Source organism: Actinotignum sp. usb-actsch-213 (assembly GCF_059085665.1).
On sequence record NZ_JBHNSQ010000069.1, the window covers coordinates 1 to 25,301 of the forward strand.

The 25,301-nt window shown below is 61.7% G+C and carries 23 protein-coding genes; 15 read left to right on the forward strand and 8 right to left on the reverse strand.

What is annotated here, in order from left to right; translation table 11 throughout:
• Positions 1-570: 570 nt before the first annotated feature.
• Positions 571-1,620, reverse strand: a complete 1,050-nt coding sequence (locus tag AC5RK6_RS06965; protein WP_435730974.1) for a ChbG/HpnK family deacetylase — start codon at positions 1,618-1,620, stop codon at positions 571-573.
• 69 nt (positions 1,621-1,689) lie between these two features.
• Complete coding sequence (gene def, locus AC5RK6_RS06970; protein WP_016442929.1) at positions 1,690-2,247, reverse strand: peptide deformylase; 558 nt, start codon at positions 2,245-2,247, stop codon at positions 1,690-1,692.
• A gap of 184 nt (positions 2,248-2,431) precedes the next feature.
• On the opposite strand from def, the gene AC5RK6_RS06975 reads away from it, so the two are divergent.
• Complete coding sequence (locus tag AC5RK6_RS06975) at positions 2,432-3,640, forward strand: glycosyltransferase (RefSeq protein ID WP_435729555.1); 1,209 nt, start codon at positions 2,432-2,434, stop codon at positions 3,638-3,640.
• A 7-nt stretch (positions 3,641-3,647) separates the two neighbouring features.
• On the opposite strand, the gene AC5RK6_RS06980 is transcribed toward AC5RK6_RS06975, so the two are convergent.
• The gene (locus tag AC5RK6_RS06980) at positions 3,648-4,409 is read right to left on the reverse strand and encodes an IclR family transcriptional regulator (RefSeq protein WP_051107003.1); all 762 of its coding nucleotides are present in this window, start codon (positions 4,407-4,409) and stop codon (positions 3,648-3,650) included.
• Positions 4,410-4,708: 299 nt separating this feature from the next.
• On the opposite strand from AC5RK6_RS06980, the gene leuC reads away from it, so the two are divergent.
• The 3 genes from leuC (at position 4,709) to murA (ending at position 8,270) form a co-directional block, all read left to right on the forward strand.
• Positions 4,709-6,184: a 3-isopropylmalate dehydratase large subunit gene (gene leuC, locus AC5RK6_RS06985; protein WP_435717996.1), complete on the forward strand. Its 1,476-nt coding sequence runs from the start codon at positions 4,709-4,711 to the stop codon at positions 6,182-6,184.
• A 20-nt stretch (positions 6,185-6,204) separates the two neighbouring features.
• A complete protein-coding gene (leuD, locus tag AC5RK6_RS06990; RefSeq protein ID WP_435717995.1) occupies positions 6,205-6,855 on the forward strand; it encodes a 3-isopropylmalate dehydratase small subunit in 651 nt (216 codons plus the stop codon).
• An 89-nt stretch (positions 6,856-6,944) separates the two neighbouring features.
• Positions 6,945-8,270, forward strand: coding sequence for a UDP-N-acetylglucosamine 1-carboxyvinyltransferase (murA, locus tag AC5RK6_RS06995; RefSeq protein ID WP_016442924.1), 1,326 nt, complete (start codon positions 6,945-6,947; stop codon positions 8,268-8,270).
• Between the two features lie 85 nt (positions 8,271-8,355).
• Here the strand turns inward: murA and AC5RK6_RS07000 are convergent, their stop codons facing one another.
• Positions 8,356-8,997: an AMIN-like domain-containing (lipo)protein gene (locus AC5RK6_RS07000; protein ID WP_051107002.1), complete on the reverse strand. Its 642-nt coding sequence runs from the start codon at positions 8,995-8,997 to the stop codon at positions 8,356-8,358.
• Between the two features lie 96 nt (positions 8,998-9,093).
• On the opposite strand from AC5RK6_RS07000, the gene AC5RK6_RS07005 reads away from it, so the two are divergent.
• From AC5RK6_RS07005 to adhP, 3 genes are all read left to right on the forward strand, one after another.
• Positions 9,094-10,176, forward strand: a complete 1,083-nt coding sequence (locus AC5RK6_RS07005; protein WP_435729552.1) for a D-alanine--D-alanine ligase family protein — start codon at positions 9,094-9,096, stop codon at positions 10,174-10,176.
• Positions 10,177-11,271 carry a thiamine-phosphate kinase gene (gene thiL, locus AC5RK6_RS07010; RefSeq protein WP_435729551.1) on the forward strand — a complete coding sequence of 365 codons (1,095 nt, stop codon included), beginning with the start codon at positions 10,177-10,179 and terminating at the stop codon, positions 11,269-11,271.
• A gap of 165 nt (positions 11,272-11,436) precedes the next feature.
• Positions 11,437-12,453 (forward strand): alcohol dehydrogenase AdhP, encoded by a 1,017-nt coding sequence (adhP, locus tag AC5RK6_RS07015; RefSeq protein WP_016442920.1) that lies wholly within the window; start codon positions 11,437-11,439, stop codon positions 12,451-12,453.
• A 127-nt stretch (positions 12,454-12,580) separates the two neighbouring features.
• Here the strand turns inward: adhP and rpmB are convergent, their stop codons facing one another.
• Positions 12,581-12,772, reverse strand: coding sequence for a 50S ribosomal protein L28 (rpmB, locus tag AC5RK6_RS07020; RefSeq protein WP_016442917.1), 192 nt, complete (start codon positions 12,770-12,772; stop codon positions 12,581-12,583).
• 210 nt (positions 12,773-12,982) lie between these two features.
• Between rpmB and AC5RK6_RS07025 the strand changes: the two genes are divergently transcribed.
• From AC5RK6_RS07025 to AC5RK6_RS07060, 8 genes are all read left to right on the forward strand, one after another.
• Entirely contained in the window at positions 12,983-15,196 is a 2,214-nt protein-coding gene (locus AC5RK6_RS07025; RefSeq protein WP_435730975.1) for an ATP-dependent DNA helicase RecG, read from the forward strand.
• A gap of 3 nt (positions 15,197-15,199) precedes the next feature.
• Positions 15,200-15,757 carry a 16S rRNA (guanine(966)-N(2))-methyltransferase RsmD gene (gene rsmD / locus AC5RK6_RS07030; protein WP_274778239.1) on the forward strand — a complete coding sequence of 186 codons (558 nt, stop codon included), beginning with the start codon at positions 15,200-15,202 and terminating at the stop codon, positions 15,755-15,757.
• A gap of 48 nt (positions 15,758-15,805) precedes the next feature.
• The gene (gene coaD / locus AC5RK6_RS07035) at positions 15,806-16,279 is read left to right on the forward strand and encodes a pantetheine-phosphate adenylyltransferase (protein ID WP_126134549.1); all 474 of its coding nucleotides are present in this window, start codon (positions 15,806-15,808) and stop codon (positions 16,277-16,279) included.
• Complete coding sequence (locus AC5RK6_RS07040) at positions 16,276-16,869, forward strand: F0F1 ATP synthase subunit B family protein (protein WP_016442913.1); 594 nt, start codon at positions 16,276-16,278, stop codon at positions 16,867-16,869. Before coaD ends, AC5RK6_RS07040 begins: the two co-directional genes overlap by 4 nt.
• On the forward strand, positions 16,869-17,429 hold the full coding sequence (locus AC5RK6_RS07045; protein WP_126134548.1) for a YceD family protein: 561 nt from the start codon (positions 16,869-16,871) through the stop codon (positions 17,427-17,429). The genes AC5RK6_RS07040 and AC5RK6_RS07045 overlap by 1 nt, the downstream gene beginning before the upstream one ends.
• A 2-nt stretch (positions 17,430-17,431) precedes the next feature.
• On the forward strand, positions 17,432-18,223 hold the full coding sequence (gene rnc, locus AC5RK6_RS07050) for a ribonuclease III (protein ID WP_435730976.1): 792 nt from the start codon (positions 17,432-17,434) through the stop codon (positions 18,221-18,223).
• A 6-nt stretch (positions 18,224-18,229) separates the two neighbouring features.
• Positions 18,230-19,147, forward strand: coding sequence for a bifunctional DNA-formamidopyrimidine glycosylase/DNA-(apurinic or apyrimidinic site) lyase (mutM, locus tag AC5RK6_RS07055; protein WP_016442910.1), 918 nt, complete (start codon positions 18,230-18,232; stop codon positions 19,145-19,147).
• Positions 19,148-19,223: 76 nt separating this feature from the next.
• Positions 19,224-19,841, forward strand: coding sequence for a response regulator (locus AC5RK6_RS07060; protein ID WP_039899046.1), 618 nt, complete (start codon positions 19,224-19,226; stop codon positions 19,839-19,841).
• Between the two features lie 100 nt (positions 19,842-19,941).
• Here AC5RK6_RS07060 and AC5RK6_RS07065 read toward each other — a convergent pair whose 3' ends face one another.
• The 3 genes from AC5RK6_RS07065 to cydD are packed head-to-tail and all read right to left on the reverse strand — an operon-like array spanning position 19,942 to position 25,156.
• Positions 19,942-21,630, reverse strand: coding sequence for a GAF domain-containing sensor histidine kinase (locus tag AC5RK6_RS07065; RefSeq protein ID WP_435730977.1), 1,689 nt, complete (start codon positions 21,628-21,630; stop codon positions 19,942-19,944).
• Positions 21,631-21,632: 2 nt separating this feature from the next.
• Positions 21,633-23,393, reverse strand: coding sequence for a thiol reductant ABC exporter subunit CydC (gene cydC, locus AC5RK6_RS07070; RefSeq protein WP_435730978.1), 1,761 nt, complete (start codon positions 23,391-23,393; stop codon positions 21,633-21,635).
• Positions 23,390-25,156 (reverse strand): thiol reductant ABC exporter subunit CydD, encoded by a 1,767-nt coding sequence (gene cydD, locus AC5RK6_RS07075; RefSeq protein WP_435730979.1) that lies wholly within the window; start codon positions 25,154-25,156, stop codon positions 23,390-23,392. The genes cydC and cydD overlap by 4 nt, the downstream gene beginning before the upstream one ends.
• Positions 25,157-25,301: the final 145 nt, after the last annotated feature.

A 25,301-nucleotide genomic window follows, 5' to 3' on the forward strand; every position in this document is an offset into this window, starting at 1 on the left:
TCTCTAGGATGAGAATGCAGGGTTAATAGACAAAAGCGGGTCTAATGACGGCGTGTCGTTGGCTTGGATCCGGCCCGGAACTACCGTGAACTGCGTCCCGCAAACAAAATGTGCGGGAGAGCACCGTTTTGGGGCGGTTTTGTGTCTCTTACGCACATCCTGTGGGAGGCGATGTCCCGGACTCACACTTTGGCTCGCCGTCCCGCCTAGCCGACCGCCGCGCAGGCGAGGAGGGTATGTTTTTCCGGGATGTACTTCGCATGTACGACAAGTGCAGTACAGCTCTGAAAACACATACCGCCCCTGCAGGTGCTGGTGTGACTATTGAAGTTGGTGAGATCCATGAGGTTCTCGCGGGAAGGTCGCCGCGTTTGTCCGAAATCAAAGTCACAGCAACGGCAGCCCCGTCCTGAATGCGCACTGTGTGCCCATACGGTTCAAGATGCCCACTTTGACACCTCTACCCACGATTCGCCTGCGATGCGTGGCGGCCCGACTTTTCTGTTGGCGTAGCAAGGAAAAGTCCGGGTGTTAGCGACCATTTCTATCTACTTACCCGCGAAGAGCGCGTTATTTACGCATATCATCAATCACGTTGTGCATAACATCATCGTCAAATCTGGTGTCACTCGCTGCCACGAGCTTACCTTCAACAACTTTCAATGTGGCCTTACTGCCAGCCGACACAGTAGATATCCCTTGCACATCGGCACACCGCGCCCGCGCTACCGCCCGCAAGAATGACGGATCGCGCATGAGCCGGGTTTCCCATTCCCCGCGCCCGGCTCCGCTATCCTCGCGGGCCGGAGTGAATACCACCTGGATTGCCGGACCAACGCATTCCTCCAAAGCCGAAAGGTAGGCATGGCGTAATTCCCCGTAACTTTCGGCGGGGAACTCGGGTGGGAAGAAAACGACGTCGTCCGGAAGCCGTACCCCAAGAGCATCCGCACGTTCCACACGCCGCGCGTGCGCAGCTACCACATCCGCATCGGTACCGGAGTTCGCGTGCCGCGCCGAACCTTCTCCGGCCCCTGCACCCAGATCCGCCAGGTACCGCGAGGCGGCCAGGAGCGGATCACCCCGGCGCGCGTAACGCAGCGGCACCCCCACGCGCCCGCAAAACTCCAGGGCGCAATCAATAACCAGGCCGCGCCCGCGAAAATCGCGACCGTAGCGCGGCCCAGCAATACCCGCGGGGCGATAGCCACGGTCCTCCATCCAGGAGAATTGCGCGGCCAATTCCGTGAGGATGTCTGCACGCACGAGTTGCGGGGGGCCGGTGCTTTCTTCCGCGGATAAGTAGCGGCCGCCGCGGTCCGTCAAACTTGAGGCGTGCGCGGCGACGGCGCGCCACGGAGCCCCGGGCCCCTGCGAGCTAATGGCGAAACCCAGCAAAATCCGCCCCGGATCAATGCCGACGGCCGCCAAAGCCCGCAGGGCGTGATCCGCCGCGGGGGCAGCAACTAGGAGGGTGGCACAGGTGGCATGCCCGCGTTCGAGCATCTCGATAATGAGGTTATTCAGGGCACGATTGCGCCCCAGCCCATCCGCGCACACCGCGACGGTGCGGGCCGAAGAGCTGGGATGGGATGCAATCATGTCGCCAAAAATATCCATCTCACGTTACCGAAATATGAACAAAAAATGAATGGGAGTCCGCGCGGCGGCTACGCGGGATCGAAAGCGCTAGTATTCGAGGTTGTCGCGCCCGGGCAGCCAGGTATTCCCCTTTTTGCCCCAGCCGTGCTCACGCTTGGCACGTTTCGCTGCGGCTTCCTCGCGCCCCGTGAGCCGATCCACGTACAAATGGCCGGTGAGGTGGTCATATTCATGCTGGAGAATGCGCGCGAACCACCCGGTTGCCTCGATTTCGTAATGCTCGCCCTTTTCGTTTTGCGCCCGTAGCAAAGCGCGCGGGGAGCGCGCCAGGGGATACTGTTCGCCGGGGAAGGACAGGCACCCTTCTTCGAAAGGCTCTTCATCCGGATTCACAGGTTCAATAAACAGCGTGGGATTAATAGCGACGCCGCGCTCGGGAGCCTCATCCTGATCGGCATAGACCCACACAAAAATCTGTTTGCCAATACCGACCTGCGGCCCGGCCAGCCCCACCCCGGGAGCCGCCACCGTGGTCTCATACATATCTTCGACCAACTGTGCCAGTTCCTCGTTAAATTCCGTAATGGGCTCAGCCGGCCGATGCAGAACGGGATCGCCGGTGATGTAGATAGGAAGAATAGCCATGCTTTAGTTTAAGGCCCGGGCGCGCCCAGGCAAAGAGCATTCCGTTCCGGGTGCTTTTTCTGTCAGATGCGGGCGCTAAGCTGACGCTAGGAAAAAGAACGACGGCGCACCTACCCGCCGCGGGTGGGATGCTCCATCAATGGAACTCCTTCGTGGGGTATCTTCCGTAAGAAAGTGAGGGCTTATGCGCATAGCGCTTGTCTCGGATTGCTTCCTCCCGCGCCTGGGCGGGATCGAAGCTCAAACCCGTGATCTTGCCCTAGCCTTGCGGGATGCCGGCCACCGGGTGCTGGTTATCACCGCCACCCCGCGCGATACCCCTCCGGATCCCGGGATCCCAGCGGATCGGGATATTGTGGCGGGTATTCCCGTCCAGCGCATTACTTCAGCACTCTTCGGTCATCTCCCGGTATCCCCGGGGCACGGTGCCCAGTTGCGTGCTTCCATGCGCGGTGCGGATGTGGTGCATATTCAAGCGGGGGTGGTTTCGCCTTTTGCCTGGGCGGCCATGCGCATCGCCGCGGTGGAAGGTATCCCCACTACTGTGACCTGGCACTGCGTATTGGATCCGGTGGAAAAGCTACTTGCCCCGCTGCGCTGGGTTACCGCGCGCGGTGTCGTCCATAACGCGGTATCCACGTGGGTGGCCGGGCAGGTACACCGGGCGGTGGGTGGTGACGTAAAAGTTATTCCCAACGGTGTGGATCTGGGGGAGTGGCGCACGGTTGCTGCCTATCGCCTCGGGCATCGGGGTACTTCGGCTGCCTCACGTACTCTCGGGGTAGCTGGTGCTGGCGGGGTTCCAGGCCTGGAGGATCAGCCGGGTTTGCCCGTGGAGGTTGTGGCCGCACGGCGCCTGGCTCCGCGTAAACGCAATGCTGCCCTCATTGACTGCGTGGCCGGGGCACGCCAGCTTACCGGGCGGGATATCCACCTCACCATTTACGGGGATGGCCCGCTACGCTCCCAATTGGAACGGCGCGGGCGTTCGCGCGGGAACCCGGGTCCCGGGGGAAGCTGGCTTCATCTTCCCGGCCGCACGGATCGGGCCGGACTCATGGATGCCTACCGGCACGCGGATATTTATCTCACCAGTTCACGCCGCGAGGCCTTCGGGATTGCCACCCTGGAAGCGCGAGCGGCCGGGCTGCCCATTATTTCTCCGGCCGGTACCGGAGCTGATGATTTCCTTGAGGACGGGCGCTCGGCACTCCTGGCAGAAACAGATGCGGATATGATCGCGCAGTTGGCCCGCCTGGTAGAAGATACCGCGCTGCGCACCCGCATGGCTCACCATAATGCGAGCGTGGCGCCCGGATACGGTTGGGAGGAGGTGGTTCCTTTGGTTCTTGCAGAATATGACCGGGCCATTCGGAACAGTAGTGGGTGGTAGTCCTCGACTACTCGCTAATGCCCTCGGTTGTTTGAAGAACGTCGGTGAGGCGCCCGGCGGCGGCCACCACCGCTGCCGAATGTACCCGCCCGGGCTGGCGGCCCATCCGCTCCAGCGGCCCAGAAATGGATACCGCTGCAATAACCCGGCCGCTCGGCCCGCGTACCGGTGCGGAGATAGAAGCCACACCGGCTTCGCGTTCACCCACGCTTTGCGCCCAACCACGCCGACGCACCGCGGAAAGATTCGTGGCCGTAAAGGAAGCGCCCTGCAAACCGCGATGCAATTGATCGGGCTCCTCCCATGCGAGTAACACCTGCGCTGCCGAGCCTGCCTTCATCGAGAGGGAAGCGCCCACCGGGATGGAATCGCGCAGACCCATGGTTCGTTCGGCATTCGCCACGCAAATGCGCTGGTCGCCCTGGCGGCGGTAGAGCTGAGAAGATTCCCCGGTATGGTCACGCAGCGCGATAAGCACGGGATTCGCCGCGGCGATGAGTCTGTCTTCACCGGTGGCGGAGGAGAGTTCACCCAGGCGCGGCCCTAAAGAAAAACGCCCTTCGTTATCGCGGGAAACGAAACGGTGGTATTCCAGTGCGACGGCCAGGCGATGCGCCGTCGGCCGTGCTAAATGGGTAGCGGTCACCAGTTGCGCTAATGTTTGCGGGCCCGCCTCGAGAGCATCGAGCACGGCCGCAGCCTTATCGAGAACGCCCACACCACTTCCCTCTGGGGCGGGCGCAGGCTGAGCGTGAGGAGAATCAACCATACCGAAATTTTCTCATCTCAATAAGTGAGATGCAAATGTCCACACTGTGGTGCCGCGCGCAGTGCCGTGGCTTCTGTGTGCATTGCTAAAACTTCCCCGGACCACTTCGAGACTCCGGAGCCGCCGCGTTACAGCAGCGTAATGTCCATATTATGAGACTTTTATCTTGCCATGTGGACGAGGTTCGGTACAGTGGTCCGCGGACCACCACAACCGATCACCGTTGGAAAAGTAGAAAAGCAGAAAAGTAACAGCAAGAAGAACCCGGGAAGATACCCGGGGAGGAGGGGAGGGCCGGGATGGGGCGCACACTCGCGGATAAGATCTGGGATGCCCATCTGGTGCGGCGTGGCGAGGAAGGAACGCCCGACCTTCTCTACATTGATCTGCATCTCATCCACGAAGTAACCAGCCCGCAGGCCTTTGACGGATTGCGCCTGGAAGGGCGGCCGGTGCGCTGCCCGGACCGCACCGTTGCCACGGAGGACCACAACGTTCCCACCATTGACATTGATCGTCCCATCGCGAATACCACTTCGCGCAAACAGGTGGAAGCGCTGCGCGCTAACGTCGCGGAGTTCGGGATCCCCATTTATTCGCTAGGACACGCGGATCAGGGAATTGTCCACGCGGTTGGCCCGCAGCTGGGCCTGACCCAACCGGGTATGACGATTGTGTGCGGGGACTCTCATACCTCGACCCACGGTGCTTTCGGCTCCATCGGGATTGGTATTGGCACCTCGGAAGTTGAACACGTCCTCGCCACCCAAACCCTGCCCCTCCAGCGTTTCAAAAATATGGCCATTACCGTCAACGGCACCCTGCGGGAAGGAACAACGGCGAAGGACATCATCCTCGCTGTTATCGCCAAGATCGGAACTAACGGAGCGTCCGGGCACATTATCGAATACCGCGGGGAGGCAATCCGGGCACTGTCCATGGAAGCACGTATGACGATCTGCAATATGTCCATTGAGGCTGGGGCGCGCGCCGGGCTGGTAGCCCCGGACGCCACCACGGTGGATTATGTGCGCGGGCGCCCGCACGCCCCGCGGGAGGATGCCTGGGATGCCGCGGTAACATACTGGTCCACTCTCTACACCGATCCTGACGCGCTTTTCGATACCGAAGTTGTTCTTGAAGCCTCTGAAATTGAGCCCATTGTCACCTGGGGCACGAATCCTGGACAAGGGGTGCCGCTGTCCGGCGTCGTTCCTTATCCGGAAACACTGCCGGAAGAAAAAGAGCGCCAAGCCGCGCGTGAAGCCCTCGCATATATGGATCTGCGGCCGGGCACGCCCATGCGTGATATTCACGTGGATACCGTCTTTATCGGTTCGTGCACGAACGGACGTATTGAAGATCTGCGCTCGGTGGCCGCGGTGTGGCGCGGGCGCCACAAAGCCAAAGACCTGCGTGTCATGATCGTGCCGGCTTCGGCGCGGGTGCGCCTCCAAGCAGAAGCCGAAGGACTGGATGAAGTTTTCCGGGCTTTCGGTGCCGAGTGGCGCAATGCAGGCTGTTCCATGTGCCTGGGGATGAACCCCGACCAGCTCACATTTGGCGAGCGCTGCGCCTCGACGTCAAATCGTAATTTCCGCGGTCGGCAGGGCCCGGGCGGGCGCACCCACCTCGTTTCCCCGCTGGTGGCCGCCGCCACCGCGGTCACCGGCCATATTTCCCATCCTGCGGATCTCGCCCCGGTCGCGGGTGCGGGTACCCTACCGGCCGCAGTCCGCGCTGTACCGGCCGTGGGCCGCGCCGCCCGCTCGTAGAATGTAGAAAGAACAGACCCGTGGAAATTTTCACCCAGCACACCGGTATCGGAGTTCCCTTGCGCGAAACCGAGGTGGATACCGATCAGATCCTGCCCGCTCGCTACCTCAAACGCATCACCAAAAGCGGTTACGAGGACGCACTCTTCCACGAACGGCGCAAAGACCCCGCTTTTATTCTCAACCAAGTCCCGTACACGGCCGGTTCAATTCTGGTTGCCGGGCGGGATTTCGGTACCGGTTCTTCACGTGAACACGCCGTGTGGGCGCTGCGTGATTACGGTTTCCGCGCTGTTCTCAGCCCGAGGTTCGGTGATATTTTCCGCGGCAATATGGGAAAACAGGGCCTGGTTGCGGGGAAAATTAGCGACGACGCCGCCACGAGGCTGTGGGAACTTTTGGAAGAAAAGCCGGGCCGGGAGCTGACCGTTGACCTGGAGGCCGGTGAGGTGCGCTGCGCGGATACCACCTTCCCCTTTGAGATCGATCCGTATACCCGCTGGCGTCTCATGGAAGGCCTGGATGATATTGCCCTGACTTTGCGTGATATCTCCCTCATTGAGGAATACGAAGCCCATCAGCCGGGTTTTACTCCGCGTACCCTGCCGCAGCGGCACCTTCCCGAGGTGCCAGTACGTTCGGCGCGCCTGGACCCCGATTCGCAGGCATAACGCCACCCGGATATCCTCATAACTCCGGAAACTGGCCGCGGGCCGGTATGCTGGCTGGGTACCTGTGACACGCGAGAAAGGCGGAGAGTATGGTGTCCCAACTTGTGGTTCGCGGAGGAGTCCCCCTGAGCGGTGAGATTACTGTGCGCGGCGCAAAGAATTTTGTGTCGAAATCCATGGTTGCTTCCCTGCTCACCAAAGAAACATCCGTGCTGCGCAATGTGCCGCAAATCCGTGACGTTACCGTGGTCTCGGAGCTGCTCGGCCTGCACGGCGTGGCGGTCAATTACCAGCCGGAAGCCGGAACCGTGGAAATCACCCCCGGTGATATTCACCTACCCCACGATCCGCACGAAGTGAATGCCCTGGCCGGTTCCTCACGTATCCCCATTCTTTTTGCGGGCCCGCTGCTGCACCGCCTGGGCGAGGCGTATATTCCGGACCTGGGCGGGTGCCATATCGGCTCGCGCCCGGTGGACTTCCATCTGCGTGTCCTGGAAGAATTCGGTGCCAAGCGCGTCCAAGAAGAAGCAGGAATGCACTTGGTGGCACCCAAGGGCTTGCGGGCCAAGCCGGTGCGCCTGCCCTATCCCTCGGTAGGGGCCACCGAACAAACCCTTCTTACCGCGGTGATGGCGGAGGGCGTGACGGAGCTGTCCAATGCCGCGGTGGAACCCGAGATCATGGATCTCATAGCGGTACTCCAGAAAATGGGTGCGATTATTTCGGTGGATACTGATCGCGTTATCCGCGTGGAAGGCGTGGATGAACTGGTTGGTTACTCCCATACTTCCCTACCTGACCGCATCGAAGCAGGCTCCTGGGCTGCGGCTGCCCTAGCCACCGGCGGGGATATTTTCGTACGCGGGGCCGAACAGCAGTCGATGACTTCCTTCCTCAATCTTTTCCGGAAAGTCGGCGGAAAATTCGATGTGCGCGACCACGGCATCCGCTTCTGGCACCCGGGCGGCGCGCTACAATCCGTATCTTTTGAAACGGATGTGCACCCCGGTTTTATGACCGACTGGCAGCAGCCGCTCGTCGTCGCGCTTACCCAGGCCGAAGGTATGTCCATCGTCCACGAAACCGTCTACGAAAACCGTTTCGGCTTCACCGAAGCGCTGCGGGATATGGGTGCCAATATCCAGACCTACCGCGAATGCTTGGGCGGGCACGAATGCCGTTTCGGGCAGCGTAACTTCTACCACTCGGCTGTCATCCAAGGGCCTACCCCGCTGCGGGCCACCGATATTGTGGTTCCTGATCTGCGTGGGGGATTCTCCCACCTCATTGCCGCGCTGGCAGCCGAAGGGGAATCCCGGGTATCCGGGGTGGATATTATCGATCGCGGATACGAAAAGTTCCTGGATAAACTCCAGGCCCTGGGCGCGGATGTCACGCCCCTGGATGACTAAGGGAGCCGCGGCGCACCGTTAAATAAGCACGGCCTGGTAGTACATAACTCCCAGGCCGTTCCTTAGTTTTACCTATTCAAAGGTATTAGTTATTGGCAACGTCAATAACGACCCGTTTGGGGCTCTCCAGTACCTGAACCCGGTAGGGACGGTCCTTATCCAGCCCGATATGGACCTGGTGCATGCCTTCAAAAGCATGTTCTACATGAACACCCTGAACCACTTTCGCGCCCCCGAGGTTTGGAACGGAGAGGTCCGCCGCCTGAGAGGGATCTTCTGGGTAGGTCACCCCGGAAATGCTCAGGGTGAGGAAACGCTTGCCCGGAATATCCAGGGGGCGCCCGGAACCGTCCTGAATGGCTTCATCACCGAAGAAACTGAACCATTCCAGATCGGCGTCGCTATCGTATTCCACGACCACGCGATCCCAACCTTCGTGGCCGGCCACCCGAACCGCGGTAGGAACCGCGGAGTTTTCGGTGAGCTTGGGATAGTTCGGGGACTGTGAGTCACCTTCAATAAAACCTTTGAGGGAGGCTTGCGCATCCTTGGGCGTGAGGCTGGGCGACTGGCTCACCGCCGGAGCCGAAGCTGAGGCAGTCGGGGTGGCGGGGGCGGTGGAAGCATCGCTAGCTGCGGCACCTTTTCCGGGCGCGGAACAACCGGCCAGCGCGAGGGCGGCACTGCCCGCTAGCAGGACAAATAACTTCGCTGTGTTCTGTGTCATATGTTTACTGTAGTAGGCCGCGCCCGGGTTTGTCACCTTGCCGCGCGGCCTGGCGTACTACCCTGGGTACAGCACTGAGTAGAAAGGTGTCCATTCGTGGCCACACATCACGTCGCCCTCATCTACGGGGGTGTGTCCGGAGAACACTCCGTCTCTTGCCTGACCGCAGCTTCCGTTCTGGGAGCCATTGACCCGGAGCGCTACACCGTTATCCCTATCGGAATTACCTCCGAAGGAATCTGGGTTCCCATGAGCACGGAGGAGGTGGCAGCCGGCGCGGAGGTGCGGTATCGCGGGGAGCGCGTGCTAGCGGATTTCGGCCCCGGAGGCGGTTTTGTGGTGCGCGGGGAGGATGGTAGCTCACGCAGTCTCGGTGCTATCGACGTCGCCTTCCCGCTGCTCCACGGCCCCTTTGGTGAGGATGGCACCATCCAGGGAACTTTCGAAATGATGGGTATTCCCTACGTGGGCTGCGGAGTTTTCGCCTCCGCTGCGGCTATGGATAAGCACTATATGAAACTGGTGCTGGAATCAGCCGGGCTTCCGGTTGCTCCCTACGTGCTCGTGGAACCGCAGCGCTGGAAAGCCGATCCCGATGGGGTGCGCGCGGACGTTGCTGAACGTTTACAACTTCCCGTTTACGTCAAACCAGCTCGTGCCGGCTCTTCGTTGGGGATAACGCGAGTGGCTGAGCTTTCACAGCTCGATGCCGCCATTGCCACAGCGCGCGCCGTCGACCCTAAAGTTATTGTGGAAACAGGAATCCCGGGCCGTGAAATCGAGTGCGCCGTGCTCGGCGGGCGTGACGGGGCCGTGCCACGGGCCTCCGTGCTCGGGGAAATCGTTTTGGACGTGCAATGGTATGACTACGCCACGAAATACGTGGCAACCGAGGGGTTCCATATGGAGATTCCCGCGGCGCTTCCGGATGCGGACGCGGAGAAAATGCGGAGCCTGGCGCGGCGCGTTTTCGAAGTCTTCGAATGCGAAGGCATGACGCGCGTGGACTTCTTCTACACCGCCACCGGGGAGATGTACGTCAACGAACACAATACAATTCCCGGGTTCACCGCCGTGTCCATGTACCCCATCCTGTGGGAGAAAACGGGGCTGAGCTATCGCGATCTCATTTCCGAACTTATTGACCTCGCCCTCGCCCGCGGGGTTGGGCTGCGCTAAATGGTGGGAAGTTCCGAACCGCAGCGGCCGAGTGCCGGTTCCGGAGGCGGCGCGGTACAGGGCCCCGGGCCACTGGTACGGGATCTGAGCGAAGCTGAGCTCCTCGCGCACATCGTACCGCTACTCCCTCGCGGAGAAACAACAATCGTTCCCAGCGGGGATGATAGTGCGGTGCTTAGCTTGAGTGACGGCCAGGTCACGGTCTCCACCGATATGCTCGTCGAAGGCGTGCATTTTCGGCGCGACTGGTCCAGCGGGCGCGATGTCGGATGGCGGGTTGCCGCCCAAAATATCGCCGACGCCGTCGCGATGGGGGCGCGGCCACGTTCTCTCGTTGTTGCCATGGAGTTGCCGGGGGATGTTCCGGTGGCCTGGGTAACGGATCTCGCGCGCGGCCTTGCCGAATGTTGCGGCCCGCTCGGGTGTGGGGTCGACGGCGGAGACCTCGTGAGCGGGAGCCATATGGCGATTAGCGCGACCATTCTGGGTGATCTAGAAGGGCGCACCCCGCTGCAACGTTCGGCGGCAGCTCCCGGCCAACCGCTGCTTCACTGCGGAAATCTCGGGCGGGCAGCGGCCGGCTTAGAACTACTCAACCGGGGTTTCGCCCCGGAACGAAGCGCTTTCCCGGATGCCGCCACCCTTCTCATACAGGATTTTCTGCGCCCGCGCCCGCCCGTCACCGAGGTGCTCAGCGCCGTGCGCGCCGGAATGCGCGGGGCACTGATGGATGTTTCCGATGGCCTCATCCGGGATGCTCAACGTATAGCCGCTGCCTCCGGCGTGCATATTGATATCCACTCTGAAACGCTCAGCCGCCACGCCCATGATCTTCTTGATGTGGCGCGGCACCTCGGGCGTTCAGATCCGCTTGAATGGGCCTATGGCTGCGTGCTCACCGGCGGGGAAGACCACGGTTTTCTCGCCACCATGGACGTGAGCCCGGAACGGGCCTGGGGTGCCCGCATTCCGCATCTACCCGAGGGCTTTAGTCTTATCGGGGCAGTGGAAGCCGCGCATCCCGGTGGGTTAGTGACCGTGGACGGGCGTACTTGGACGCGGGGGAGCGGCTGGGATCATTTTCGGCACGCCTAAATAATTGAACGTGTATATATAAATGACTAAACTTATTTTTTGCGCGAAATAAGGACGTTCTCCCCTGGAATATTATGCCGTAGCTCGCAAAAATAGGAAGTGGTGCGAGGACCCGCACCGCTTTAACTGGGAGTAAAGATGCTCCCGCTGAAATAGGAGGAGAAAATGCGAGCAGCGACAGTTCGAGAACCCTCGGACGGCTACGTTGACATTAAGGACGTCGAACTACGGCCTATCAAAGCCAACGAAGCACTCGTCGATATCGAATACTGCGGCCTGTGCCATACGGATATCCACGTGGCGCTCGGCGATTTCGGCGACGTGCCCGGCCGCATTATCGGCCACGAGGGTGTGGGCGTTGTGGAACAAATTGGTGAAGATGTCACCTCGCTCAAGGTGGGAGATCGCGTCTCGGTTGCCTGGTTCTTCCGCGGCTGTGGTCATTGCGAATACTGCGTAACCGGTGATGAAACCCTGTGCCGGAACGTGGAAAACGCCGGCTACAGCGTTGATGGCGGTATGGCTGAGAAGTGCATCGTCGTGGCAGATTACGCAGTCAAGGTTCCCGAAGGGCTGGATCCGGCCGAAGCTTCGTCCATTACTTGCGCGGGCGTGACCACCTACAAGGCTCTCAAGAATGGCAATATTCGCCCGGGCCAGTGGGTGGCGATTTACGGTGCGGGTGGGCTGGGCAACCTGGCGATCCAGTACGCCAAGAATGTGTTCCGCGCCCGCGTGGTTGCAGTTGATATCAACGATGAGAAGCTGGAATCGGCAAAGAAGGTCGGGGCTGACCTTGTTGTGAATTCCTCGGATATTAACTCCGGGGAATGGATCCAGAAGGAAGTGGGTGGCGTGGATATCGCGGTGGTCACCGCGGTATCGCAGGTTGCTTTCGGCCAGGCGGTGGACGCCATGAAGGCCGCCGGGACCGTGGTGTGCGTGGGACTTCCCAAGGGCACCATTGACCTGAATATTCACCGCACCGTTCTGGATGGCATCAAGGTGGTGGGCTCCCTTGTGGGTACCCGCCAGGATCTGGCCGAAGCCTTTGACTTCGGAGCCCAGGGCCTCGTCAAGCCGATTGTGGCGACCCGTCCGCTCGATGACATCAACGATATGATCGACGAAATGCTGGCCGGCAAGATCGAAGGCCGCATGGTTGTTGATTTTTCTAAGTAGTATCCGTCAAAGTCACCTGACTAGTTAAAAGGGAAGGCCGCACATCGCTCAATGAGATGTGCGGCCTTCCTATACTGGTCCCAGCTAACTCACGGGAGCGAGCCAGAACTCAGCGAAGCCACAGTACTTAGGCGGCGCGCTGCACCTTGCCGGCCTTGAGGCACGAGGTGCACACGTTGAGGCGCTTGGGGGCGCCCTTCACAAGCGCGCGAACACGCTGAATATTCGGGTTCCAGCGGCGGCTTGTACGCACGTGCGAGTGCGAGACGCTCTTCCCGAAGCCCGGGTGCTTGCCGCAGACGTCACAAACAGAAGCCACGGTGTTCTCCTTCGGTTGATCATGGATCCGCTCGCGCACCTGCCGCTGTTCGGTAGATACACCTGAGCGCATAGGAAAATTACAACTCCACTAGTATAGCGGTAAGCTGCTTGCTTGCCAAAGGTTCCCTCCGTGGCGTAGGGCACGTGTGGCGGGGGGGCGTCGTCGTCGTTACAAATATTGCAGAGCGGTAACGGTAATGTGAACGGTATGGACAGTGCGCAGGCGGCGGCACGTACCCGAGGCGGTACCCCTGCCGTGGTATCAGACGGATGGACCGCGCTGAGTGTGCCACTTGAGCGCGCTCTCGGCAAACGCAGCGCCACCTCTTTCGCGCGGCTCGGGCTGCACACCGTGGGCGAGCTGCTCTACCACCTCCCCTTCCGTTACGCCCGGCGCGGTGAACTCCTGCCCATTGAACAGGTGCGCGAAGGTGAGGACGTCACCGTGATCGGCCGGGTGGTGGGGGCGGAACTACGGCCTATGCGCGCGCGGCACGGCTTTATTCTTTCCGTTCTTATGACCGACGGCGCCCGCGAACTCAACCTCACCTTTTTCGCGAAGTCACAGCGGGTGCTGGCCTACCACGAACGGCGCCTGCAACCCGGCACGGTCGCGGCATTCTCCGGAACGGTGAGTTCTTATCGCGGCACGCTGCAACTCACCCACCCCGATTACGACCTGGTAGAAGACGAGGGGAGTGTTGACGTGGAACGTTTACGCCGCCCTATCCCCATCTATCACGCCAGCGCCGCGCTGCCCTCCTGGAAAATCGAGCGGGCGGTCAGCACTGTTCTTACCGGGCTGACCAGCGTGGATGTTCCCGATCTGCTCCCCGCCGGCTACCGGCACGCCCACGGTCTGCCCACCCGGCTTGAGGCTCTGCGCCGTGCCCACCGCCCGGAGGAGCCCATCAGCGCAGCGCTCGCCCAGCTACCCTTCCGTCACGAAGAAGCCCTCGTGCTCCACACCGTCCTCGCCCGGCGCCGCGCCGCTCGCGCCGCGCATCCCACCAGCGCTTACCCGCCGCGGAGCGGAGGCCTTCTGGATGCTTTCGATGCCCGCCTGCCCTTTGAACTCACCGCCGGGCAGCGCGCGGTCGGCGAAGAAATCGCCGCCGATCTGGCGGGCACCACCCCGATGCAGCGCCTCCTCCAAGGAGACGTGGGGAGCGGGAAAACCGTGGTGGCCCTGCGCGCCATGCTCCAGGTGGTCGACGGGGGAGGCCAGGCCGCACTCCTGGCCCCCACCGAAGTGCTGGCCGCCCAGCACGCCCGCAGCGTGCGCGACCTGCTCGGGGATCTGGGCGCGGGCGGGATGCTGGGTGCTGCCGAACAATCCACCCGGGTGGAGCTCCTCACCGGTTCACTCACCGCCACCGAACGTCGCGCTACCCTGGCCCGGATCGCCTCGGGAGAAGCCGGCATTATTATCGGTACCCACGCGCTGCTCTCGGATACCGTCCAGATTCCTTTCCTCGGTCTGGCGGTGGTGGATGAACAGCACCGCTTCGGGGTGGATCAGCGCGATAGCCTCGCGCGTGGCGTGCACACCCTCGTGATGACCGCCACCCCTATCCCGCGCACCGTCGCCATGACGGTTTTCGGAGATATGGCCGTGTCTACCTTGCGTGAACTGCCCGGTGGGCGCGCCGGCGTGGGTACCGTCGTCGTTCCGGAAAACCGCGCGAGCTGGATCGCGCGCATGTGGTGGCGGGCCCGGGAAGAAATAGCGGGTGGCGGGCGTGTATACGTGCTCGCTCCCCGTATTAATGAGGACGACGACGCAAGCCCGCCCGCGCAGGATTCGGGCGCGGAACATACGCTGGCCACGGTAACTGACCTGGCTGAACGCCTGCGCGCCCTTCCACAATTCGCGGGAATCGCGGTGGGAGAGATGCACGGGCGGTTGAGCGCGGCTGAAAAAGATGCCGCTATGGCAGATTTCGCGGCCGGGCGGGTCCCGGTGCTCGTCTCCACCACCGTTATCGAAGTGGGGGTGGATGTTCCGGAAGCCACCATGATGATCATTATGAATGCTGAACGTTTCGGGCTTTCCCAGCTGCACCAGTTGCGCGGACGCATCGGGCGCGGCAGCAAAGCGGGACTGTGCCTCGCGGTTAGTGGAGCCCCGGAAGGGAGCCTGGCCGCCGAGCGCCTCGCGGCTTTCGCCGCCACCACGGATGGCTTCGCTCTGGCGGAGAAAGATGTAGAGCTGCGTTCCGAAGGAGATGTGCTGGGGACTCGGCAGGCGGGAACCACCTCCCACCTGCGTTTCCTCTCCGCGGTGCGCGACGCTGATATTATCGCTACCGCGCGCGCCGTTGCCACCGACCTCGTGGAACGCGGTGCGGTGAGCGCGGAATTGGAGCGCGCCGCGGACGCATTGGATACCGAGCGAGCCACCTACCTGGAAAGGGGATAAGCAATGACACGTATTGTTGCCGGAACCGCCAAGGGGCATATTCTGCGGGTGCCGAGTTCGGGAACGCGCCCCACCTCGGAAAAAGCGCGTGAAGCAGTATTTTCCCGGCTGGACCACCGCGGTTTTATCGTCGATGGCGAAGTGCTCGATCTTTTTGCCGGTTCCGGTGCCCTGGGCTTGGAAGCGAAAAGCCGCGGGGCACGCGCCGTCGTTCTGGTGGAATCAGAAGGGCCTGCGGTCAGCATTATTCGCGACAACGCCGCCCGCGCCCACCTCGATGTGGCCGTGGTGCGGATGAAAGCGGAAAAGTACCTCTCCCAGGAACCTAATTATCGTTTCGACGTCGTCTTCGTGGACCCGCCCTATCGCTACACCGAAGAACAGATTACGAAAGTGCTCGACGGCCTCACCCCGCATGTAGCCGCGGACGCCGTCGTCGTTGTGGAACGCGATAGCTCCTCACCGGAACCCAGCTGGCCGCAAGGATGGGAACTGGATGATTCGCGCCGGTACGGAACCGCGACGTTGTGGACGGCGCAGCGCAGCGAGAGCACGCTGTAATCGCGCGTCGACTAGGCCGAGCGCCTCAGGAAAGATTAGGCTATAACTATGACGCTTGCAGTCTGCCCCGGGTCCTTCGATCCCGTCACGTTTGGACATCTCGACGTTTTTGCCCGCGCCGCTTCCCTCTTTGACGAGGTTGTTATTCTGGTCGCGCATAACTCTTCGAAAAATCCGCTTTTTTCACCGCGGCAACGCGTGGAGTTCATTCGCGAAGAAGTGCGCCACATGACCAATGTGCGGGTGGAGGATTTCGGCGGGCTGCTGGTGGATTTTTGCCGAGATATCAGGGCGGATGCCATCGTCAAAGGATTGCGCTCCGCGGTGGATCTGGATGCGGAATACCCCATGGCGCTCATGAACCGGGAAATATCGGGAATCGAAACGGTGTTCCTGGTGGGGGATCCGGCGAAAGGCCATATTGCCTCCTCGCTGGTTAAAGATGTGGCACGGCACAAAGGTGACGTGCGGAGTTTCGTTCCCGCGCGGGTGGCGCGGGCTTTGGAAGAGGAGATGCAATGACTCACGATACGCGCGGGGAATCGGTGGTGGAGATCCTCGATGAGCTCCTCGCCCTGGTGGATAATGCACGTTCCATCCCTATGTCCGCCTCGGTGATGATCAACCAGTCCGAGGTGCGCGACCTGCTCCAGTTGGCCCGCGATGCGGTGCCCGATCAGGTGCTTCGCGCCGACGACGTGCTGGCCGATATTGATTCGGTGCGCGCCTCCGGGCGCCAGGAAGCCGCGAGCATTATTGCCTCGGCCCGCCAGGATGCAGAAAATATTGTGGCGGAAGCACGCGCCCAGGCCAGCCGGCTCGTCTCCAATGACGCCATCACCATTGCGGCGCGCTCCACCGCCGCGCGGATCGAGGACGAAGCCAAGCAGAAGGCCGAACGGCTGCGCGAAGGTGCCAACCACTACTCCGATTCCACCCTCGCTAATTTGGAAGGCCAGGTGAACGGGGTCGCGGCTGCGCTTGAAGAGGCCGTGCGGGCCGCGCACGAAAAAATGGATGCGGCCCTTGCCCAGATTTACGCGGGCCGGGAAGTCCTTGCCAGCCGCCAAGAAACCACCGACGCTGTTTTTGATCATTCCGAGGAGGAATAGTGGACCTTCGTAGTCCTTTTGTTGTCTCGCTGCACGATTTACCGCGTAGCGACGGCTCCCTTATGCCGGTGCGGGAAAGCTTCGCGGCGCCCGCGGATATGGGTATCGAGCTCATGGCCGTCCCAACCGGATCCGAACTTGACGTGGATCTTAACCTCACCTCGGTATCCGAAGGCGTCTATATTGGCGGGCAGGTGCATTTCACCGTGGAGGGCCAGTGCTCACGCTGCCTGCGCGATATCCACGAAGAACGCACCCAGGAAGTATCCGATCTGGCCTACTACCCGCAGCGGCGTGCCGAACTCATTGCCGAAGGGGATGAGGACGCAGAAGAACACCCCGTCATTGAAGATGACCACGTGGATCTGGAACCGGTGCTCCGCGATGCCATTGTGCTCAACCTGCCCTTCCAACCCCTGTGTTCACCCACCTGCCAGGGCCTGTGCGCCGGATGCGGGGAGCGCCTGGAAGATTTGCCTGCGGGGCACCATCACGAGGCACCCGCCCTGCACTCGGACGCCCTGGACGCGCTGGAAGCCCAGCTGCGGGCACAGGAGTAAGCATGGCCTATCGTGAATTAGTGGAACAGTGGGGAATCGACCTGCCCCGGCCCTTGCTGCGCCGCGCCCTCACGCATCGCAGTTTCGCTTTCGAACACGACGAACCCCATAACGAACGCCTGGAATTCCTAGGCGATTCCATCCTGGGTCTCATCATCGCGGAGAAAGTATTTCGGGAATACCCCGATGCTTCCGAAGGCGATATGTCGCAGATGAAAACCTATGCGGTTTCTGAGAAAGCCTTGGCCGATGTGGCGCGGCGGATCAACCTGGGTGATTCCCTGCGCCTGGGGCGCGGTGAGGACCGCTCGGGTGGGCGTAACAAGGATTCCATCCTCTCCGATACGGTGGAAGCCCTGATTGCCGCAACTTATCTGGAACACGGAATGGAACCCACCCGCGAGATCGTGGACCGGCTCCTCGATTCCAAGATCAAGGACGCCTCGGTGCTGGGCCCCAACCTCGACTGGCAAACGAGTTTCGAAGAGCTTGCGCACGGCCTGGGCTGGGAAGGCACCATAGAGTTCGAGTTGAGCTCCACCGGTCCCGACCACGCGCGAGTATTCACCGCGGTGGCCTCCATGGCCGGGCGCGAATGGGGGAGCGGCGAAGGAAGCTCACAGAAGAATGCGCGCCATGCCGCCGCCGAAGCCTCCTACCGGATTCTCGCCGATCTGATCGAGAAGGGTGAGGTACAGCCGGCAGCTGCGAACACTGGGAACAATGGAGTAGGCGGGAACGACGGCGCAGCCTCTGGAGCGGGTGCACCTGCCACGGCCAGCGCGGCTCAGTAGGTTGGCGTGCCCGAACTTCCCGAAGTTGAATCAATCCGACGCGGACTCGCTGAACACCTGATGGGCCGGCGCATCCTCACCGCACAGGCTTTCGGTACCCGCGTGATCCGCCGGGCCCCGCGGGGCCTCGCCCCGGTGGTGGGGCGCACCGTGCGGGCAGTGGTACGGCGCGGGAAATTCCTCTGGTGCGATATGGGGGAGGATCTGGCCCTCCTCGCCCACCTGGGCATGTCCGGGCAGTTCCGGATAGATGAACCGAGCGGGAGCGAAGGTGCCGGCGGAGAAGAACGGGCCGGCGGCAGTGACAACTTCGGCGGCAAACGCCGCCATCTGCGGGCCCGCTTCGCGCTTGATAACGGCCGTGTCCTCGACTTCGTGGACCAGCGTACTTTCGGCTACCTGGCGCCGGTCGCTTTCCAGGCCACCGCTGATGGCCAGCCGGGCGGTGCGGGGTCCAAGCGCGCCGTCGTACCCGCGCCCGTGGCGCATATTGCCCGCGACCTGCTCGATCCTTACCTGGACGAAACCGCACTACTCGAAATTCTCGGCACCACCCGGCGCGCGATGAAACGCGTGCTCCTCGACCAGAATATCGTCTCCGGAATCGGAAATATTTATGCCGATGAAATGCTTTACCGGGCTCGTATTCACCCCGAAGCCACGGCGCTCACGAACCGCGCGGCGCGGGAGCTGCTGCACGCCGGGCGGGAGGTACTCCAAGCTGCGCTGGCCGCCGGCGGCACATCTTTTGATCGCCTGTACGTGCATGTCAACGGCGAGAGCGGCTATTTTGAGAGGTCTTTGCAGGCCTACGGGCGGGCTGGGCAGCCCTGCGAGCGCTGCGGAACTCCCTTGCAGAAAATTATCCTCGGCGGGCGTTCCACCACGCTGTGCCCGGTATGTCAAGTCGCTCCAATTGGGTAGAATAAGGGCGGATTATTGACCGATGATGGCGATGCAAACAAAGGAGGGCCGGCGCGTGGCACAAAATATTCGCGTCATGATTATTGATGATCATGAAGTGGTACGGCGGGGAATCATTGAGGTGGTTGACCGTTCGGAGGGCCTCGAGGTGGTTGCCGAAGCCGGATGCGTAGAAGAAGCGGTACGGCGCGGCGGCCTGGTGCTCCCCGATGTTGCGCTGGTAGACCTGCGGCTCCCGGACGGCACCGGAATCGATATTATTAATCAGTTCCAGGAGGTCAGCCCGGATACCAAGTGCATCGTCCTCACCTCTTTTGATGACGACGACGCCCTCTCTGAATCCCTCAACGCCGGCGCGAAAGCGTACCTCTTGAAGTCGGTGCGCGGGGCGGAGATTTCGGACAATATCAAGGCCGTGGCCGAAGGGCGCGTTCTTCTCGACGAACGCACGGTCTCACGGCGGCGCGCCGATCATGATGATCCCACCGCGGATCTCACCCCCTCGGAACGTAATGTTCTTGAGCTGATCGGGGATGGGCTATCCAACCGGGAAATCGGCGAGCAGCTCGGGGTGGCGGAAAAAACGGTGAAGAACCACATCACCTCGCTGCTCTCCAAGATGGGCTTGCAGCGGCGTACCCAGGTTGCCGCATGGGTTGCCGGCCAGCGTGCCACCGGGTGGCGTAACCAGTAGCTGTGCTTGTTGCTGGGGATTGGGCTGTTGATCGGCTGAAGCTCCGGTGTGTTACCTGTTGAGCTATTGAGCCTTTGGCCCGGTCACTCGGGTTAGCTGCTTAGGCGTCGATGAGGGCCCGCCAGCGCACTACTGTACCGCTCTCGCTGCCCGGGGCAATGGAGAAGGTACCGTGGTGGCGCCGGGCTCGGGCGGCCAGATTAGATAGCCCTGAACGCCGGCTCAATTCGCCAATGCCTACGCCATCATCGGCAACTTCCACACTAATATCACGGTCGGTAACGGTAACCGTGACGGTGATGGTATGGGCGTGGGCGTGGCGCACCGCATTGGAGAGGCATTCGCGCACCACGGCGATCACGTCGTCGCTAATATCCGAACCGATGGCATCATCAATCTCGGTGTGGGTGCCGCTATCAATATCTTCGCCGCGCACGCTAATACGCAGGCTCGGGGTGAAACCGAGCTGTGCCGTCACGGAGCTCACCTCGCGGCGTAGGCGTGAGACCACCGGAACCGAGGTATCCGGACCGCGCAGCGAGTAAATAATCTGGCGGATCTGCGCCACGGATTCGTCAATAGATTCGATGGCGTTATCGAGGGTATCGAGCACATTATCGGCCACCGCATCCTCGGTGGCGAGATCATCACGCAACGCAGACAGGCGCATCCCGGAAGCGAAGAGCTGCTGGATCGCGAAATCGTGCAGATCGCGCGAAATGCGGGAGCGTTCTTCCAACTGTGCCGATTGGGCTTGTACGTAGCGCGCATCAGCCAGCTCCAAGGCGAGGGCTGCCTGATTCGCCACGCTTTCCGCCATCGTTAAATCAACCATGTCGAATTCCGCGCGCCCGCGCAGCCGGGCCAGAATAATAACACCGCGCGCGGTATCCCCGCCGGCCATCGGCGCGTAAAGAAGTGGGCCGAAACGGTTGAGCGGATTATCGGGGGAAGGTGGCGCGGTGCTTGTATCAATAATGCGCCCGAGCCCGCTTTGGGCCACCGCCCGCGCTCGGGAATCCCGCCCGAAGGTGGTGCCCACCAGGTCCTGCCCGACCTCGCCCGCCACAAATTCGCAGGCCCAGGTATCAGCCACCGAGGGAAGGATAATAAGAGCCAGATCGGCATCCGCTACCCGCCGCATTTCGGTGGCGATGAGCTGGAGGGCTTCCTCTTCATCGCTTCCTTGCAGCAGGGCGATAGTGATACGCCGCGAGGCGGAAAGCCATTGCGCACGGGAATTCGATTCCTCGTACAGGCGCGCATTTTCAACGGCAATAGTAGCGGCGCGCGCCAACAGTGCAATGAGGTTAATATCTGCTTCGCTAAAAGATCCGGGCTTGTTAAAGAAGATGACTCGGGCGAGCACCCGATTCCCGGTCATGAGGCGCGAGGTGAGAAAATTCGTGATACCCGGGCCGTAGAGTCCATCCCGGTGGCTGGCAGCGGTAAGGGGAATGCTTCCAGCCGCAGGTTCCGGGGTGATACCGCTCGCATCATGTACGGCACTAACCGCCTCAGCACGATCCCACATGATGGTATCTTCATTGCCGAGGGATTCGAGGTCGCGATCCAGGCTGGTGGGTGTGAGGCTGGCAGTCGCGGGTAGCGGCTGGCCCAGGGTGACTATACTTGTCACTTTTTCCGCCGAATTGAACATGAGAACGGCGGCGCTGGACGCTCCGGTTAATTTCAATCCGGCGCCGGCCAGATTCTCGAGCACCTGGGTGCGATCCAGGCGCGCGGTCAAGGCGAGCGCATTGAAAATAACCGTTGTGGTATCCAGCATCCTTATTCCTGTTTCGCCGCCCATGCGTACGAGGCGAGCCTTTCGGTGAGCTCCTTGTGAGTGCCGCGCGCGCTCACGTGGGCGATACCACCTTCCTCACGGGTTATAACAATAACCTCGTCGGCGGCATCAAGGGGCGTGAGCCGGTGCGTCACCAAGATAATAGTACGCGGATCGGCGTTATTCTTACCGGCCCGAAGCAAATCGCGGATAAGCTCATCGGCGGTTTCCGGGTCGAGGTGCTCACCGGGTTCATCCAGGAGCAGGAATTCCGCATCGGAGGCTAGCGCCCGGGCAAGCAGCAGGCGCCGTCGTTCTCCACCCGAGATCGTGGCGGCATCCTCTCCTAGCAGAGTATGAACCCCGCGCGGGAGCTGGGTGAGCCAGGTTCCCAGGCCAGCGCGCACCAGCAGCTCCACGGCTTCTCTTTCGGTGACCGAGGGGCGCGCCACCCGGAGGTTCTCCAGCACGGTGGTTTCAAAAACGTGAGCGTCCTCCGCGGTGAGGGTGAGGGTGTGGGAGACCGTGCGCCGATCCAGAGTGGAGACTTCGTGCCCGTCCAGGCGGACCGAGCCGGCATGCGGGCGCAGCATTCCCGCCAAAGTATAGAGCAGGGTAGATTTCCCGATTCCCGAATGTCCCACGATGGCGATGGAGGAGCCACGTTCTACGTGGAGCTCGAAAGGTCCGGCCACGTCCGGCCCGCCCGGCCACCCGATAATGAGGTCCGTGGCATGCAGGCCGTGTTCGTGCGTGGGTGCCGGGGCTTCCGGTTCTTCGCTGCGCTGGGCCCGGTCGAGGAGCTCGAGGATACGCTGGGCAGCCTTGGCGGAACGTACCAGTTGGATCGCTGCCTCTCCTAGGCCCTGGGTGGCTTCGAAAGCGGCGAGCGGGGTGAGGACGCAGACCGCCAACGCGGTGGCGGAAAGGGTGCCGGCGTCCAGAGCCCGGCTTCCGATAAGAATCGCACCCACCACGGCGATACCCATGGCGAGGGTATCCAGGGCGATAGCGAGAGCCTGGGGGCGGGCCGCGGCATCGCGGTGCCGGAAGATCCGCTGTTCGGTGGCTTCCTGAACCTCCTCCATGGCGTCCACCCGCCCGGCTACCCGCAGCTCAGCGGCCGAATCGAGCATGGTCAGCGCGGTTGCGGAAATCTCTGTTTCGTCACGCACCTGCGCTTCTTCTGCGATGCGACCCCCTCGCATGGCCAGGTAGGGAGCGAGGATTCCGGAGATAAGGAGACAGCCGGCCAGCAGCAGGCCGATGGGTGGGCACAGAATCCCCACGATGAGGCAGGAGACGAGGCAGACAATACCGGCAACCGCTCCGGGTTGGACCGCTTTGACGACGACGTCACCGACCGAATCAACATCCCGGCCGGTGCGGGCAAGCAGGTCACCGCGACGCACCGAGGTGACCACGTCGGTAGGGGAATCGGCCAGCGTCGCGTAGACAGCGGTACGCAGATTGGACATTCCGTAGAGAGTAACCCGGTGCGAGAAAATTCGGTTGACGTAGCGCAGCAGAGCTTTAGACACCCCAAAGAAACGCACCGAGGTGGTAGCCACGCCGAGGGCGAGGACCGGGGGCATTTGGGAAGCTCGGGTAATGAGCCAGGCGGAAACGGCCGCCAGGGCCACCGAGCTGCTGAGTCCGGCGGCACCCGCCGCAACGGAACCCCAGAATCCGCCCTTGTCCACGCGTAGGAGCCGCAAGGCACGGAGGAGAGCACGGCGTTCATCTTGAGGGAAAGTACTCACTTGGTCACCTCGGTTGTCTGGGAGTTAGCGGGCACGGTGGGGAACGGTGGTGCAGTGGCTTGCATTTGCGCGGCGGCCGGCTCTGGGACCGGCCGTGCGGTGCCGGGAGATGTGGCAGCCGGTTGCGCCGTCGTCGATACAACATCAATAACCGCATCGGCAAGGTCGAGAAGCGCGGTGCGGTGAGCGATAACGATAACGGTGCGTCCCTGCGCACGTAGATGCGCAACTGATTCGACGACGCGCCGTTCGCTGCGAGCATCCAGGTGGGCGGAAGGCTCGTCGAGAAGCACGAGGGGGCGCTCAGATACCAGGGCACGAGTGAGGGCAAGGCGCTGGCGCTGGCCCACGGAAAGACCGACGCCGCCCTGCCCGATAAAGGTATTCCACCCTTCCGGAAGTTCGGCGATGACCTCGTCAAAACCGGCGAGGGCCGCGGCGCGTTCCAGCGCTGGGCCCGGAGTCACCCCAATATTTTCCGCTACGGTTCCCGGCACGATTACCGGGCGCTGGGAAACCCAGGACACCTGCTGCCACAAGCTTTCTTGGCGGATACTTTCGAGCGGGGTGGTGCCGATATGTACGGTTCCGCTATCGGGGGCAATGAAGCGGAGGAGAACATTTGCCGTTGTTGTTTTTCCGGAACCGGAGGCACCCCGTAAAGCCGTCACGTGCCCGGGAAGAATATCCGCGTTCAGCTGCGCGGGCGCGATGGTATCACGGCCGGGCGCAAGAACCGAGAGATCACGGATCGTGATAGGGGAATTGGCCAGATCGGGGCACTCAACCGTGCCATCTTCCACCAGGAGGGGCTGCTCAAGCAGGTCAAAGACCTGAGCAGAAGCCGCTACTCCATTGGAGGAAGCATGGAATTGGGTACCTACTTCCCGCAGCGGTTTGAAGACTTCCGGGGTGAGCATGATAATCGTCAGCCCGGTGAAAAGGGAGACATTTCCGGCCACCATGCGCAGGCCTACCTCCACCGCAACGAGAGCGGTGGATAGCGTGGCGAGGAATTCCAGCACCGCGCCGGAGAGGAAAGCGATGTAAAGAGTTTGGAGTGTTTTCTTGGCGTAGTCATCCCCGAGGTGCTTGACGCGCCGGGCCGGGCCTTCTTCGCGCCCGAGTGCTTTGAGAGTGCTCAGACCACCCAAAAGGTCAAGGAGCTGCTGGCCCAGGCGCTGCATGGAGGCGAGGCGTTCATTGGAAAATGCCTGGGTCATGCGCCCGATAAGGATCATGAAAATGGGGATGAGTGGAATACAGGCCACGATGGCGATAGCGCTCACCCAATCGAGGAAAAGGATAACAACGAGTGCGAAAGGCGTAACCGTGCAGGTGAGGATGAGCTGGGGGAGGAATTTGACGAAATAGGGTTCCAAATCATCCAGTCCGGAGGTCACCAGGGTAACCGTGGTGGAGGTGTTACCGGAGGCGAGCCAGCGGTCGCCCAGGTCACCAGCCCGGCGTAGTACCCGGGCGCGCAGATTAGCGATGGTGCGCAGCGCGGCGCGATGGCCGTAGGACTCGCGGATATAGATAAGAACACTGCGAGCGGTGAAGGCAGCCGCGACCCCGAATACCGGCCAGCCGATGTCACGGAAGGTGAGATCGCCGTCTGCCACCGGCGCAACGGAGGCGGCAATAAAGAAGCATTGCGCAAGCACGAGGGCTGTTTCCAGAAAACCAACTCCGCCGAGCAAGGCAACGTAACGGCGCGCCGTGGGCGCGAATTTCATAAGTCGAGAATCAACGGGCTTCATTCTTCTCCTTGGACACTGCTGTCATGGTAGCCCGGCCCTGAATATGACGCTGGATCACCCCGTTTTACTGCGGACTACACTCCGCAGTGGAAGTACGGCATTTCAGGGCCCAAGGATCCGAGAGTGCGGATGAGAGGCTGCCTTA